Source organism: Gordonia sp. LMA167 (assembly GCF_058130025.1).
Genome location: NZ_CM176708.1, coordinates 894,351 through 908,995, shown reverse-complemented (window position 1 = coordinate 908,995; position 14,645 = coordinate 894,351). Strand labels below are relative to the sequence as shown.

Here is a 14,645-nt window from a genome sequence, read left to right as displayed (position 1 = left end):
CTGGGGCTATGTACGTGAGCGATCTGGGTGAACAGTGGCGCCGCGCTCGCCTCCGTCCCGAAGTCGTCCACCTCGACTCGGCCGCCGCCGCCCGGTCGTCGAATGCGGTCATCGGCACCATCTCCGCGCACCTGTGGCGGGAGTCCGAACGCGGCTCGTACGTCGCCGCCGCGGACCGTGCCGAGGAGATCGCCCGCGACATGCGCGACCTCGCGTCACTGATCGGACACACCTCTGACGAACTCGCCTTCCGAGAGAGCGCCCGCGCCGCGCTGCGCGCACTGCTCACCTACTGGAATCTGCCGATCTCCACCACCGTGTGGGTCGCCAAGAACGAGTTCGGTCCCAACCTCGTCGAGTTCGAGCGTCGCGGCTTCGCCGTCCGGCCGCTGCCCGACGCGGACATCGTCGGCCACGTCGACACCGACGCCCTCGAGAACATGCTGCAGTTCGAACAGCCGGACTTCATCCACATCTGCCACATCGGTTCGATGTCGGGCATCGTGCAGCCGGTCACCCGGATCGTCGAGATCGCGCACGCCGCCGGGGTTCCGGTGGTCGTCGACATGGCGCAGTCGGCCGGCCACACGCCGACCGTGACCGGCGCCGACGTCGTCTACGGCACCAGCCGCAAGTGGCTGGGCGGCCCGCGCGGTGTCGGGTTCGTCGCCGTCCGCAAGGACGCCCTTCGGCCGGTGGAGATCGAGAGTTCGGAAGCCTTCGTCGCCGGTCGACTCGGACTCGGGGTGGCGGTATCCGAGGTTCTCGCCGTCGGCCAGCAGCGCGTGTTCCGTGAGTTGTCGGCCATCGGCCGCTACACCCGGGAACGGCTCGACGGGATCGGCAGCTGGGAAGTGCTCGAACCCGCCGACGAACCGTCGGCGATCACGACGCTCGCGCCGCCGCCGGGCTGGCAACCCTCCGACGTGGCCGCCGCGCGCGACAAGCTCCTGTCCCTGGGCATCCTGGTGACCTGCGCCGATTCCTGGCGCGCCCCGCTCGCCACCGAACAGTCGGTGCTGCGGATCAGTCCGCATCTCGACGTCGAACGCGAGGATCTCGACAAGCTCGCCGACGCCCTGCGGACGATGGGTTACTGAGCCACCGACCCGACGATCTCCTCGACCGCCGGCCGGGCGCGCTCCGCGTCGGCGGCGACCAGCCCGATGCGGGTGCGCCGGTCGAGCACGTCGTCGGCACTCAGCGCGCCCTCGTGGGTCACCGCGAACTCCACCTCTGCCCGGGTGACGTCGAGGTCGTCGGCGATCAGGTCCAGCGGGCGCTCGACGCTCGCCGCGGACACGACCTTGGCTGCCTCCGAACCGAATCGGGCCACCAGAGAGGCCGGCAGACCAGGTCGGCGCGGTATCCCGGCCGCACCGATCAGCGGAGTGGTCGCGGTGACGCATCGGCCTGCCGTCAGACCACCGGCCTCGATCGCGGCGTCGACCGCGTCCTGGGCCATGCGGCGGTACGTGGTGAGTTTCCCACCGAGCACGCCGACGAGCGTACCGTCGGCGACCTGCACCCGATGTCGTCGGGACAGATCTGCGAGATCTCCTGAGCCCGAGTCACTTTCGGCGGCGATCAACGGACGCAGCCCGGAGTAGGTACCGAGGATGTCGGCGCGGGAAACCGGTTGTGCCAGCACAGGGTTGACCGCGTCGATGAGGTAGTCGATCTCGTCGTCGGACGCTTCGGGCACATCGGGGATCGGTCCGGGCGCGTCGACGTCGGTGAGGCCGACGTACACCCGGCCCAGCTGTTCGGGCAGTGCGAAGACGAATCGGGAGATCGATCCGGCGACCGGGATGGTCAGGGCACCTGCCGGATTGCCGAAGGTGGCCGCGTCGAAGACCAGGTGCGTGCCGCGACTGGGCCGCAGTAGCACCGACGGGTCGATGTCGCCGGCCCAGACCCCGGCAGCGTTCACCACCGTCCGTGCCATGACGTCGAAAGATTCACCGGTGCGCGTATCCGTCAGTCGCGCACCGGTTCCGGTGACCCGGTCGGCACGCGTGTGGGTACAGATCAGCGCGCCGAAGACGGCGGCTGTGCGGGCCGCCGCGACGACGAGCCGGGCGTCGTCGACGAGCTGCCCGTCGGTGTTGGCGAATCCGCCGCGCAGTCCGTCCCGCGACGTCGCGGGACACAATGCCAGCGTGTCGTCGACGGACAGCCGCGACGGTCCGGGCAGGACCGACGCCGGGGTACCGGCGACCCGGCGTAAGACGTCGCCGGCGCGGAATCCGGTGCGGATCAACGCCGAGGTCCGCCGGGACCCGACGTCGGGCACCACCTGTGACAGTGGCCGGATCAGATGCGGTGCGATCGCGGTCATCAGGTGATGCCGCTCCACCGCACTCTCATGCGCGATGGACATCTGGCCACCGGCGAGGTAACGCAGTCCGCCGTGTACGAGCTTGCTGCTCCAGCGCGAGGTGCCGAAGGCGAGATCATGGGCGTCGACGAGAGCCACCCGCAATCCGCGGGTCGCGGCGTCGAGGGCCACCCCGACCCCGGTGATCCCCCCGCCGACGACGAGTACGTCGAGCGGCTGATCGTTGTCCGCCAACGCTGCGAGCCACGCGCTGCGTTGGCCGGCGTTCAGCGCGGTCACCGCATCACCGTCACGTTGCCGTGGGTAGGTCTGTGTCGGGTCGGCGCAGATACGACGACAGTGCGTGATGGAGTTCGCGGCTCCACTCGTCGCCGAGGATCGACTCCACCAGCGCACGGGACTGGACCGCCGACTGGGTGATCAGCAGGACCATGGACGCCATCTTGTCCGGATCGCCGTCGCGGACCTGCCCGCGCCGCTGCCCGTGCGCGATCGCGTCGGACAGGATGTCGAGGACGCCTTGCTGACTGGCGCCGAGCCGGTCGAAGACGTACGGCGTCATGAAATCGCGTTGCGATCGCCACAGGGCGTCGACCAGCGCGTCGTCGCGCAACGCCGCGGCCACCCGGACCACGAGGTCGATCGTGGCGTCGAACTCGGCGGTCCGCAGAGGCGTGGCCTCGGTCACCGCACTCACGATGCCGAGCACCTCACGGGTCAGCAGGGCACGGGTGATCTCGTGCATGTCCGGCCAGCGTCGGTACACCGTGGGTCGACTGACCCCGGCCTCACGCGCGACCTCCGCAAGAGTCACCTTGCGACCATCGTTACGGATCAGGCACTCCCGCGCGGCGTCGAGAACCTGGTCACCGATGTCTGGTTTACAGATTGACATGATATGTAACATCGTAACCTATGGGCTCCACACCCCACGACCATCGCGTCGGCCAGATCGCGGTTCTGGCCAACCCGCACGCGCGCAACGGCGCCGGGCGGGCGGTGGCCGATGCCGCGATCGCGGAGTTCTCCTCGCGTGGCGTGAGGGCCGAGCTCGTGATCGGCCGCGACGCGCGCGATGCGGCCGAGCAGGCCGGTAAGGCCGCCCGCGGCGATGCCGACGGAATCGTCGTGGTGGGTGGTGACGGCACGATCCGACTCGCGGTCGAGGCGACCTTCGGCACCGGCAAGCCGATCGGGGTCATACCGGCCGGATCGGGCAACGACGTCGCCCGCAACCTGCACATACCGCTCGACGACCCGGCCGCCGCGGTCGCGGTGATCGCCGAGGGACACACCCAGACCGTCGACCTGGGCCGGGTGACGTTCCCGGACGGCCGCAGCGCCCTGTTCACGACCGTCGCCGCAACCGGATTCGATGCGTCGGTGACCGCCCGGGCGATCGAGATGTCGTGGCCGAAGGGACAGTCGCGCTACACGCTGGCCGCGATGCGCGAGCTCGTCGGACTGCGTACCCGCCACTACGACGTGCGCGTCGACGACACCTCGATCGACGACGACCTCGTGTTCGCCGCGATCGGCAACACCACGTCATACGGCGGCGGCATGCAGATCACCCCCCACGCGTCGATGACCGACGGGCTCCTGGACCTGACCTATGCCGTCCGCCCGTCCCGGTTCGCCCGGCTCACCATCGCCCGGGTCTTCCCCACGGTCTTCTCCGGGTCGCACGTCGATCACCCGACGGTGCACACCATGCGCGGCCGCGAGATCGAGCTGTATTGCGATCCGCCGGCGCTGGTGTCGATCGACGGCGACCTCGTCGGTGAACTGCCCGCGGTGTTCGAGGCGGTGCCGGGCGCTGCGACGTTCTTCGCCCCGGCACCCTAGTCTCCCGAGCAGGCGCTACTGCTGAGCCCACCACTCGCGCAGGGCCTCCTCGGCCTCTTCGTGCGAGAGCGGTCCGCGGTCGAGCCGCAGTTCCTTGAGGTAACGCCACGCCTCGCCGACCTTGGGTCCGGGCGGCAGCCCGAGCAACTCCATGATCGCGTTGCCGTCGAGGTCGGGACGCACCTTGTTCAGGTCCTCCGCAGCCTTGAGGTCCGCGATCCGGTGCTCGAGATGGTCGTAGTTCTCCTGCAGACGCCGGGCGCGACGCCGGTTGCGGGTGGTGCAGTCGGCGCGCACCAGTTTGTGCAGCCGGTCCAGCAGCGGACCGGCGTCGGTGACATAGCGGCGGACGGCCGAATCCGTCCAGGCGCCGTCGCCGTAGCCGTGGAACCGCAGGTGCAGGAACACCAGCTGTGACACGTCGTCGACGACCGCCTTCGGATACTTCAGGGCGCGCATCCGCCTGCGGACCAACTTGGCGCCGACGACCTCGTGGTGATGGAAGCTGACCCCGCCGCCGGATTCGTGCCTGCGGGTCGCGGGCTTGCCGATGTCATGCAGCAGCGCGGCCCACCGCAGGACGAGATCGGGGTCGCCGTCCTCGAGGTCGCAGGCCTGCCGCAGCACGGTCAGCGAATGCTGGTAGACGTCCTTGTGCTGATGGTGCTCGTCGATGGTGAGCTTCATCCCCGGGACCTCGGGCAGCACGTGCTCGGCGAGTCCGGTGTCCACCATCGCGTCGATCGCCTCGATCGGATGTTCGCCCAGGATCAGCTTGTCCAGTTCCATCCGGACCCGTTCGGCGGTGATCCGATCGATCTGCCCCGACATCTCGGTGATCGCGTCGACAACCCGCGGTGCCATGCGGAACCCCAGCTGCGACACGAACCGGACCGCCCGCAGCATGCGCAGCGGATCGTCGTTGAACGATTCCTGCGGGGTCGCCGGCGTATCGATCAGCCCGGCCAGCAGTGCGGTCAGGCCGTCGAGGGGATCGCAGAACTCGGCGGCACCGTCGGCGGTGACCCGCACCGCCATCGCGTTGATGGTGAAGTCGCGACGCACGAGATCGTCCTCGAGCGAGTCACCGAAGACGACCTGCGGATTGCGCCCCACCCGGTCGTAGGAGTCCGCCCGATAGGTGGTGATCTCGATGATCTGATCGCCCTTGCGCGCGCTGATGGTGCCGAAGTCGATCCCGGTGTCCCAGTGGGCGTCGGCCCAGCCCGACATCAGTGCGACGACCTGCTCCGGCCGCGCATCGGTGGTGAAGTCCAGATCCCCGTCGAAACGGCCGAGCACGGCGTCGCGCACCGATCCCCCGACCAGATACAGATCGTGGCCGGCGTCGGCGAAGACCTTGCCGAGCGGCACCAGGATGTCGGACAGGCCCCGTAGTGTCACTGCCGCAGACGCCAACAGGCGGGTACGGCGTTCGGGGTCGGTCACAGGATGCCAGCCTACCGTCGGCACATCCGGCGACCACAATCCTCGTGAACCGGGGCACGCACCACAGCGGACAGGTGCCGACATCACCACACCGGCCACGGCCCATCCAGGCAAACGCCAGGTGACCAACGGCTAGCATCGAGAACGTGTCCGCTGATCCGTCCACCGACCCCTCTGACGTCTCTGACGACGTCACGGCGGGCTCTCGTGGCGCTTCGGACGCCGGACCGCGACGCCGGGTGACCCCGGCAGACCTGGCCCGGGCGAACACCGCGGGATCGACCGCGACCACCGACGACTCCGGCGCACAGGCCCGCCGCGGACGTCGGGGCCGCCGTCGCCGTGGGCGGCGACCCGCTCATCCCGCCCCGTCGGCGTCCGACGGCACCCACGACCAGGACGCCGCCGTCCCACCGCAGGCCCGGCCGGCCGAGCGCCGAGACGCACCCAAACCCGGGCCCCTGCCCAAACGGCCCACCGAACCCGCCCTCGTCGAGGGTGAACTGCAACCGACCCACACCCGGGTGTCCCCGCCCAAGCCGTCGGACCTGGTGGCGGTGACCGCGAAGATCACCAAGACCGGTCTCGCGCACGGCGTCGGCGCCGAAGCCGCGGCGGCCGGTGGGAAGAACAAGACGCGACGTCGCAACGGCAGCAGATCCGAACATGGTCACGAACGTCTGCGGACGGTCCGGGAGACGTCGGCGGGTGGACTCGTCATCTCCGACCTCGACCTGCCCGACGGCGATCTCTGCGCGGCGCTCATCGGCCGGATGGACCGACGTGGCCGGATGATGTGGTCGCTGCCGAAAGGACACATCGAGACCGGCGAGACGGCCGAGCAGACCGCGATCCGCGAGGTCGCCGAGGAAACGGGCATCGAGGGCACCGTCGTCGCACCTCTGGGAAAGATCGACTACTGGTTCGTCAGCGAGGGTCGTCGGATCCACAAGACGGTGCACCACTATCTCCTGCGCAGCATCGGCGGTGAGCTGTCGGATGCCGATTACGAGGTCAGCGAGGTGGCCTGGGTGCCGCTCGACGAGTTGCCGCGCAAGCTGACGTACTCTGACGAGCGGCGACTGGCCCGGATGGCCCGCGGCGTGATCGCCGATCTCGCCGCCGACCCGAACAGGTTGGCCCAGTCCGAGGCCGAGAGCATTCGCACCGAACCCAACGCCTATGAGAGAGCCGCAGCCGCACGCAATCAGCGCCGCAACGAACCGCCAGCTCCGGCGCGGTCTCGTCGGCGTCGACGTCGGCCCCGCCGGCCACCGGCCGGCGATGCCTGACCGCCCGCCGGTCAGGCTCCGAGCTCATCTCCGACGATCCGTACACGCGTGTGCCGCGATCATCGCCGTCCTGCTGATCACTCTGCTGTCCTCGGTTCCGGGCGCCGGACTGGCCGGTGCGGCACCCGACGACGACGCCGTCGGCGCCTCCGGCGACTTCCTGCACCTCTCGGTGGACGAGATCACCCCCTCGATCGTGACCAGCAGCGGCGGCGCCGACGTCACGGTCTCCGGCCGTATCGAGAACATCGGTGACCGCGATCTGCACGACCTGACCGTCCGCCTCGAACGCGGCGACGCGATCTCCGACGCCGACGGGCTGCGGAGCAGCCTCGCAGTCACGCCGGTCCCGGTCAGCGCCGCCACCCGGTTCCGCCCGATCACCGCCGATCTCGCGCCGGGACAGTCGGCCCCGTTCCGTATCACCGTGGGCCTTTCCGACGGCGCCGGCGGAGGCGACGGCCTCGACATCCAGCGCACCGGCGTGTTCCCGCTGAACGTGAACGTCAACGGCCTGCCCGACTACGGCAATCCGGCCAAGCTCGCCCAGTCGCGCACGCTGCTGCCCGTGCTGTCGCTGCCGCCGGACCGCGGGCGGGCCACCGGGTACGTGGACCCGACCAGCGGAACAGATGAGAACGGGGCCGAGGACACCGACCTCGGTCCGGACGGATCGGTGTCGGCCAATCTGTCCAGCCCGTCCCGACTGACCATGCTGTGGCCCCTGGCGGCACCGCCCCAGCTCACCCCCGGTGTGCTCGGCGGCAACACCGAACCGGTCCGGCTGGTCGGCGAGGATCTCGCCCGGTCACTGTCGTCGGGAGGGCGACTGAACACGCTGCTGGCCGCCGCGCGATCGGTCGCCGGTGAGACCGACCCGGACTCCCCCGACGCATCGGCCACCGGCGGTTCATCGAGCCCGACGACCGGTTCGGAACCCACCGGCGAGAGCGGGTCTCCGTCGGCCTCGTCCCCCGCATCCGGTGAGGCCCCCGCATCCGGTGAGGCCCCCGCATCCGGTGAGGCTCCCGCACCGCCCGCCCGCAGCGCATCCAAACTCGCCCGGAGCATGTGTCTGGCCGTCGACCCCGATCTGCTGGTCACCGTGCGGGCGATGTCACTGGGCTATGTGGTGTCCACCGATCCCCTGGATCCGACGTCGCCGACGACACCGGGCACCGGACAACCGGCGGCGCTGCAGTGGCTCACCGAACTTCGCGAACTCGCGTCCCAGATGTGCGTCGTGGCTCTGCCCTTCGCACAGGCAGACCTCACCTCACTGTCCCGGATCAGCAACAACGGACTCACCACCGCGGCGTTGTCCACACCGGCCGACGTCGTCGACGCGATCCTGGGGGTCCGCAGTGTCCGCGGCCTCGCGATCCCGGCCCTCGGCGCCGTCGACGCCACCGGCGCCCGTGTCCTCGACTCGGCGTCGATCGGCAAAGCCGTCACGTCCACGAGCAGCATCGCACCGGACCGAACGGCTGCGTCCGGACGCTACCGGGTGGGCAGCCTGGGCATGCAGACCAGCGAGGCTCCGATCACCGCGGCGCTCGCCGGTCTCGGCCCCGATCCCACCACCACTCCCCTCACACCCCCCGACCAGCAGATCTCGTTCGACGGCCAGTCGTCGGCGGCCCGCCGCGAGGCCGCGGTCGCCGCCCTCGCCTATCCCGCCATCGCCGCCCCGCAACCGGGCTCCGACGGCGCGCAACCGATCGCCGGCCGCAGTGCGTTCGTCGTCCCGCCCACCTACTGGGCACCGTCGAGCGACGACACCACCGCACTGTTCAGCACCGCCACCCTGTTGCTGGAATCGGGTGCCGCCAGCGCCGCACCACTGTCGGGTGTCGTGAGCCAACTCGATGCACCCGGAGGATCCGCCCGCTTCGTCACGCCGCCCGGGGTCGGCCCGCTGGGCTCGCTGGGGCTGGCCGTCGGCGACACGATCGCGACGAACATGCGAGAGCACGCCGAACTCTCGTTCCAGCTACAGGCCTCGCTGATGAGTTCCGCCGACGTCGCCGCCACTCCGGAACGCTATGTGGCACCGCTGCGGGAGGATCTGCTGCGGGCGCTGCGGACCCCGGACTCGACCGCGCCCGCGCTGCGCGCCGAGATCCGGGGGCAGCGCGCCGCGCGGGTCACCGCGGTCGACGCGACGTTGCAGCGGATGCGCAACGCGGTGACCATCCTCGATCCCGGCGGGCGCTACACCCTCGCATCCGAACGTAGCCCCCTGCTGCTGGTCGTCCGCAACGATCTGTCCCTGCCGATCCGGGTACGGATCGACGTCGACGCGCCGCCCGAACTCGACGTCGGCGACCTCGGGGTCATCGAGATCCCGGCCCGCGGCACCCGGCAGATCCAGCTGCCGACGCGCGCCCAGACCTCCGAGGCGGCGATCACCGTGACGATCGGTTTGACCACCTCCAGCGGCATCTCCGTCGGCTCGCCCATCCGGCTGTCGGTGCACGCCAACGCCTACGGGAAGCCGCTGTTCTGGATCACGATCGCGGCAGGTGTGGCGCTGGTGGCGCTGACGGCGCGACGGTTGTGGCATCGTTTCCGCGGACAGCCCGACCCGGCAGACGAGGACCGGCCCGACCCCGATGAACACGATCGGCTCCTGGCCGGGACCACCTATCAGGAACGTCGCCGTACCCTGCAACAGGAGGCCCCGCATCACGACGACGAGGTGCACGACAGCCAGATCGACAGCGACCTGCACGACGTCAGGGCTCACGACGACAGGCCCCACGACGACGAGGTGCACGACGAATCGCCCACCACGACGGGCATGACCGACCGAGACAGATCATGACCGACAACCGACCCGGCGACCCGCGCCGCGCATCGCCCCGCCGCATCCCGCCGGCCGGGGCGGGCGAACCACGCCTGCGGGTGCGCGATGATCGAGCAGGCCATCCCGGGCCGATCCCTACCCGACCGCCACTGCGGGCACCCGGTCCCGTCGCCTCCCGCGGCACCGTGACCGACAGCCCCGATCGGGCCCGCACCGCACCGACTGCCGACGAAGGCCCTGCCGAGGAGTCGTCGACCGGTCTCGCTCGCGACTCCGACTCCAGCATCCTCAAGACCAGCGGTTCGATCGCACTGGCCACGCTGACCAGTCGGATCACCGGCTTCATCCGCACCGTCCTGGTCCTGGCCATGCTCGGTCCGGCCATCGCGTCCGCGTTCCAGGCGGCCTACGTGCTGCCGAACATGATCGCCGAGGTGGTCCTCGGGGCCGTGCTCACCGCGATCGTGATCCCGGTCCTGGTCCGCGCCGAAGCCGAGGACGCCGATGGCGGCCGCGGATTCATCAACCGGATCTTCACGCTCACCCTCGTCACGCTCGGCGCCGCCACGGTCATCTCGCTGATCGCGGCCCCGCTGCTGACGTTCCTCAACGTCGGCGACGGAGACGTCAACCGGGCCCTGACCACGGCACTGGCCTACCTGCTGTTGCCCGAGATCCTCTTCTACGGGCTGTCGGCCCTGTTCATGGCGATCCTGAACATGAGGGGATTCTTCAAACCCGGCGCGTGGGCGCCGGTGCTGAACAACATCGTCCAGATCGCCACGCTCGTCCTCTATGCGCTGATGCCCGGCGAGATCACGCTCAACCCGGTGCGGATGAGCGATCCGAAGCTGCTGGTGCTCGGCATCGGCACGACCCTGGGCGTGGTCATCCAGGCGGGCATCCTGGTGCCGTGGCTCAAGCGGGCCGGGGTGCATCTGCAACTGCAGTGGGGCCTCGACGCGCGGCTGCGCCGTTTCGGCAACATGGCGCTGGCGATCGTCCTCTACGTCGCGATCCTGCAGGTCGGCCTGGTGATCACCTACCGGATCGCCGCCCACGCCGACGCCTCCGGCATCAGCGTCTACGCCACCCACTGGCAGCTGCTGCAACTCCCCTACGGCGTTCTCGGCGTCACGATCCTGACCGCGATCATGCCGCGGCTCTCCCGCAACGCGGCCGCCGACGACACCCGGGCCGTCGTCGACGACCTCTCCCTGGCCACCCGCCTGACGATGGTCGCGTTGGTGCCGGTCGTCGCCTACATGACGTTCTTCGGCCCGGCGATCGGCATCGCCGTGTTCAACTTCGGCAAGTTCGACGCCGAGACCGCCTCCCAGTTGGGTTCGGTGCTGGCCTGGGGCGCGTTCACGCTGATCCCCTACTCGATGACGCTGGTCCAGCTGCGCGTGTTCTACGCGCGGGAGGACGCCTGGACGCCCACGGTGATGGTTCTCGGCATCACCACCGTGAAGGTCGCGTCGTCCTATCTGGGCCCGGTCCTGTTCTCCGACCCCGAGTTGGTGGTGCGGTGGCTGGCGCTGTCGAACGGCCTCGGCTATCTCGTCGGCGCGGTCGTCGGCCATTACCTGCTCCGCAAACGCCTTGACGGCGCGAAGATGACGCATGTCACACGGACGACGCTCGTCACACTCGGGGTCTCCGTCGGCGTCACCGCCGTGGTCTGGCTGGTCGCGAACCTCTCGGGCCTGCACCTGCTGACCACCGAGGTCGGAAAGTTCGGATCCCTTGTCTACCTGCTGTTGACGGCGGTCGTCGCCCTCGGCGTCACCTATGCGGGTCTCGCAGCCGCCCGGCTGCCCGACGTCGTGTCGATCGGGATGTCGGTGCGCCGAATGCTGGGACGGTTCATCCCCGCCTTGGCACCGCCTGAGAGCGCGGTAAGAGAATCGCCACCAACGATCACGGTTCAGTTTCCGCGGATCACCACCGACGAATCGCTCCCGTACTCTGGTCAGGTACAGGTGCTCCGGCGATTCGACCGGGGTACTGCCACATGGCAGTCGTACTCGGTTCACAGCGGTGGAGCCGCGCGCCTTCGCGATGGTGGCGAGCTGCGGATCCACGCGCCCCGCGACATGCGCTATCGCAGGAGAGGAGCTCGGCGCGTGACTGACAATGAGATCGGTGCCACCCAGGACACCGAGATCATCCCGGACTCTCCGGCCGACAAGGGCGGCTCGGTGACCCTCGACGATCGGTCCGATACCCCGCCCGCAGACACGCCGGGTACCGACACGCCGACGACCGTTGTGTCCACAGGGTCTGAAACCGCTTCCGACACAGACAAATCCGACACTCCCGTGACGCGCCCGGTGCCGCGGCGGCCACGTGGGCCACGGTTGGTGCCCGGTGCTGCCGTCGCCGGTGGGCGCTACCGCCTGCTCGAGCACCACGGAGGCACCCGAGGTCTGCAGTTCTGGCGTGCCCAGGACATCAATCTCGACCGCGAGGTCGCGCTGACCTTCGTCGACGCCGACCAACTGGCACCACCCCCGCGTCGCGGTGAGGCCGCCAAGGCCACCGACGAAGGACCCCAGGCGGTGTTGTCACGCACGCTGAGGCTCGGTCAGATCTCCTCGGCCGGTGTTGCCCGGGTCCTCGACGTGGTCCGCGGATCGTCCGGCGGCATCGTCGTGAGCGAGTGGGTGGCCGGATCGTCGCTCGCCGAGGTCGCTCAGTCCGAACCGTCCCCGATCGGCGCGGCCCGTGCGGTTCGCGCGCTCGCCGCCGCGGCGGAGGCCACCCACCGATCCGGCGGTGCACTGTCGATCGATCACCCGGATCGCATCCGGATCAGCACCGACGGCAACGCCGTCCTCGCGTTCCCGGGCACCCTCGCCGGCGATGACAAATCGTCCGACGTCCGCGGCCTGGGCGCGGTGCTGTACGCGCTGCTGCTCGCCCGGTGGCCACTGGACGCGGCGACCGGTTCGCGGCTGGTGACGACGTCGGACACCACCGATCCGGTGGGCGGTCTGCCGATCGCCGAACCGGGCACCGACGCCGGCCCGATCGAACCGCGCGTCGCCCGACCGGAGACGCCCTTCGAGATCTCCGCGGTTGCCGCCCGCGCGCTCGACGGGCATCGCGGCATCCGGACCGCGGGCACCGTTCAGCACGTGCTCGACCAGGCGACGGTGCTCGACCTCAACACCGACATGCTGCCGGCCATCGACACCGATGCCGCTCCGGTCGCGATGTCGTCGGGCCGGACCACCTCGTCCGGGGAATCCGAGCAGGGCGGCCGACGCAATATGGCCCTGCTGGTCGGGGCCGGGCTGCTCGCCTTGTTCGTCGTCATCGCGCTCGTGGTGTGGGCGACCGGTCTGTTCAGTTCGGACGACGGCTCCACCAACATCGACTCGATCCTGCCGACGACTTCGGTGGGACAGCCGTCCGACGGAGCGCAGACGCCCGCGGCACAGCCGGCCGCCGGACCCATCGCCCTGCGTGGGGTCACCCTCGTCGACTTCTCCGGTCAGCCGCCGGACAGCTCGACGAACCTGCCCAACGTGATCAGTGGCGCAGCACCACCCTGGAGCACCGACAACTACCGCGGCTCAGCCGATTTCGGTGGATTGAAGGATGGTCTCGGCCTGATGTTCGACCTCGGCGGTCCGAACACGGTGAAGTCGGTGACCATCACGACCCCCACTCCCGGCTTCGCCGTCTCGATCCGCACCGCTCCGTCGGCGCAGGCGACCCTCGACCAGACGACCGAGGTCGCGAGTGGAACCGTGTCGCAACCGACCACGACGCTGAACATCGCCGATCCCTCCGCGAGCCCGTACGTGATGGTCTGGCTGACCTCGCTGCCACCGAGCGGCGGCGGATATCAGGCGCAGATCGGCCAGATCACGATGAACGGCTGACGCCGGCCCGGTCTCGATGGTTCTCGCCGTGGGCCGCCTCGGGAGACCATCCCGGCGGCCCGAAGAGGTGGCCCAGTTTCGTGCGTAGTCCCGACGCGGCGCGCACATCCCGGGCGATGGCCGCGTATTCGTGCGTCTGCAGCCGCCAGATGCCGTAGGTGTCCACCGGTTTCGTCAAACCGTAAGTAGGACGGTGCGTCTCGCGTGCGAAGGTGCCGAACATGCGATCCCACACGATGAACGTCCCGGCGTAGTTGCGGTCGAGATACTCCGCGTCGCTGCCGTGGTGTACCCGATGGTGTGACGGTGTGTTGAAGATGTATTCGACAGGGGCCCAAAGCTTTTCGATGTGCTCGGTGTGAATCCAGAACTGGTAGATGAGATTCAGCGAGTAGACCGCGAACACCAGGGCGGGTGGCACGCCGAGCAAGGGGAGTGGCAACCACATCACGATGCCGGCGCTGTTGTTCCACTTCTGCCGGAGTGCGGTGGTGAAGTTGAAGTACTCGCTCGAATGGTGCGCCTGATGGGTGGCCCACACCAGACGGACGCGGTGCGCGATCCGATGCTCCCAATAGAAGAGGAAGTCCAGACCGATGAAGGCGATCACCCACGAATACCAGGCGTTCACCGGTAACTGCCAGGGCGCGAGATAGGTGAAGATCGCGGAATAGGCGAACAGCGCCAACGCCTTCCATCCCGCACTCGTGGCGATGGAGACGATCCCCATCAGCAGACTCGCCCGGGAGTCGCGGGGGTTGTAACCTCCCCGCGCCGAGGGAGCACCACCGCGTTCGGACGGTCGCCGGGCCTCGGTGTGCTCGAGCTTCCACGCGGCCAGCCACTCGAGGGTCACCATGAGCACGAAGAAGGGGACCGCGAGCACGGTCGGTTCCCGCATCGCCTCGGGGAGGGCGTTGAACATGTCACTCCTCGTCTCACCAGATCTGACACGGCACAGAGTCAGATATTCGGCGTCTGACACGTTAGCGTGTCAGATAGAGTGCTGT

General features: G+C 69.3%; 9 protein-coding genes. 5 read left to right on the top strand and 4 right to left on the bottom strand.

Annotation, left to right across the window (positions count from 1 at the left end; all coding sequences use genetic code 11):
- Positions 1-8: 8 nt before the first annotated feature.
- Positions 9-1,100 carry an aminotransferase class V-fold PLP-dependent enzyme gene (locus tag ACVT6V_RS04090; protein ID WP_489898536.1) on the top strand — a complete coding sequence of 364 codons (1,092 nt, stop codon included), beginning with the start codon at positions 9-11 and terminating at the stop codon, positions 1,098-1,100.
- On the opposite strand, the gene ACVT6V_RS04085 is transcribed toward ACVT6V_RS04090, so the two are convergent.
- Together ACVT6V_RS04085 and ACVT6V_RS04080 are read right to left on the bottom strand one after the other, a co-directional pair.
- Positions 1,094-2,620 (bottom strand): glycerol-3-phosphate dehydrogenase/oxidase, encoded by a 1,527-nt coding sequence (locus ACVT6V_RS04085; protein WP_489898535.1) that lies wholly within the window; start codon positions 2,618-2,620, stop codon positions 1,094-1,096. The genes ACVT6V_RS04090 and ACVT6V_RS04085 overlap by 7 nt on opposite strands.
- Positions 2,621-2,630: 10 nt before the next feature.
- A complete protein-coding gene (locus ACVT6V_RS04080; RefSeq protein ID WP_489898534.1) occupies positions 2,631-3,236 on the bottom strand; it encodes a TetR/AcrR family transcriptional regulator in 606 nt (201 codons plus the stop codon).
- A 20-nt stretch (positions 3,237-3,256) separates the two neighbouring features.
- Here ACVT6V_RS04080 and ACVT6V_RS04075 point away from each other — a divergent pair, with 20 nt between their 5' ends.
- Positions 3,257-4,189, top strand: a complete 933-nt coding sequence (locus tag ACVT6V_RS04075; protein WP_489898533.1) for a diacylglycerol/lipid kinase family protein — start codon at positions 3,257-3,259, stop codon at positions 4,187-4,189.
- Between the two features lie 15 nt (positions 4,190-4,204).
- Here ACVT6V_RS04075 and ACVT6V_RS04070 read toward each other — a convergent pair whose 3' ends face one another.
- On the bottom strand, positions 4,205-5,638 hold the full coding sequence (locus tag ACVT6V_RS04070) for a CCA tRNA nucleotidyltransferase (protein WP_489898532.1): 1,434 nt from the start codon (positions 5,636-5,638) through the stop codon (positions 4,205-4,207).
- 146 nt (positions 5,639-5,784) lie between these two features.
- Between ACVT6V_RS04070 and ACVT6V_RS04065 the strand changes: the two genes are divergently transcribed.
- From ACVT6V_RS04065 to murJ, 3 genes are read left to right on the top strand one after another with little or no spacing between them, the layout of a single operon-like run.
- The gene (locus ACVT6V_RS04065) at positions 5,785-6,930 is read left to right on the top strand and encodes an NUDIX hydrolase (RefSeq protein ID WP_489898531.1); all 1,146 of its coding nucleotides are present in this window, start codon (positions 5,785-5,787) and stop codon (positions 6,928-6,930) included.
- Positions 6,821-9,757 carry a hypothetical protein gene (locus ACVT6V_RS04060; RefSeq protein ID WP_489898530.1) on the top strand — a complete coding sequence of 979 codons (2,937 nt, stop codon included), beginning with the start codon at positions 6,821-6,823 and terminating at the stop codon, positions 9,755-9,757. Before ACVT6V_RS04065 ends, ACVT6V_RS04060 begins: the two co-directional genes overlap by 110 nt.
- On the top strand, positions 9,754-13,635 hold the full coding sequence (gene murJ / locus ACVT6V_RS04055) for a murein biosynthesis integral membrane protein MurJ (protein WP_489898529.1): 3,882 nt from the start codon (positions 9,754-9,756) through the stop codon (positions 13,633-13,635). Before ACVT6V_RS04060 ends, murJ begins: the two co-directional genes overlap by 4 nt.
- On the opposite strand, the gene ACVT6V_RS04050 is transcribed toward murJ, so the two are convergent.
- Positions 13,619-14,560: a sterol desaturase family protein gene (locus tag ACVT6V_RS04050; protein ID WP_489898528.1), complete on the bottom strand. Its 942-nt coding sequence runs from the start codon at positions 14,558-14,560 to the stop codon at positions 13,619-13,621. The genes murJ and ACVT6V_RS04050 overlap by 17 nt on opposite strands.
- Between the last annotated feature and the right edge of the window lie 85 nt (positions 14,561-14,645).

Excerpts from the sequence above, each read along its gene's own strand:
- ACVT6V_RS04080 (WP_489898534.1), bottom strand. The coding sequence starts at position 3,236 with ATGTCAATCTGTAAACCAGACATCGGTGACCAGGTTCTCGACGCCGCG.
- ACVT6V_RS04060 (WP_489898530.1), top strand. The coding sequence starts at position 6,821 with ATGAGAGAGCCGCAGCCGCACGCAATCAGCGCCGCAACGAACCGCCAG.
- ACVT6V_RS04090 (WP_489898536.1), top strand. The coding sequence starts at position 9 with ATGTACGTGAGCGATCTGGGTGAACAGTGGCGCCGCGCTCGCCTCCGT.
- murJ (WP_489898529.1), top strand. The coding sequence starts at position 9,754 with ATGACCGACAACCGACCCGGCGACCCGCGCCGCGCATCGCCCCGCCGC.
- ACVT6V_RS04075 (WP_489898533.1), top strand. The coding sequence starts at position 3,257 with ATGGGCTCCACACCCCACGACCATCGCGTCGGCCAGATCGCGGTTCTG.
- ACVT6V_RS04050 (WP_489898528.1), bottom strand. The coding sequence starts at position 14,560 with ATGTTCAACGCCCTCCCCGAGGCGATGCGGGAACCGACCGTGCTCGCG.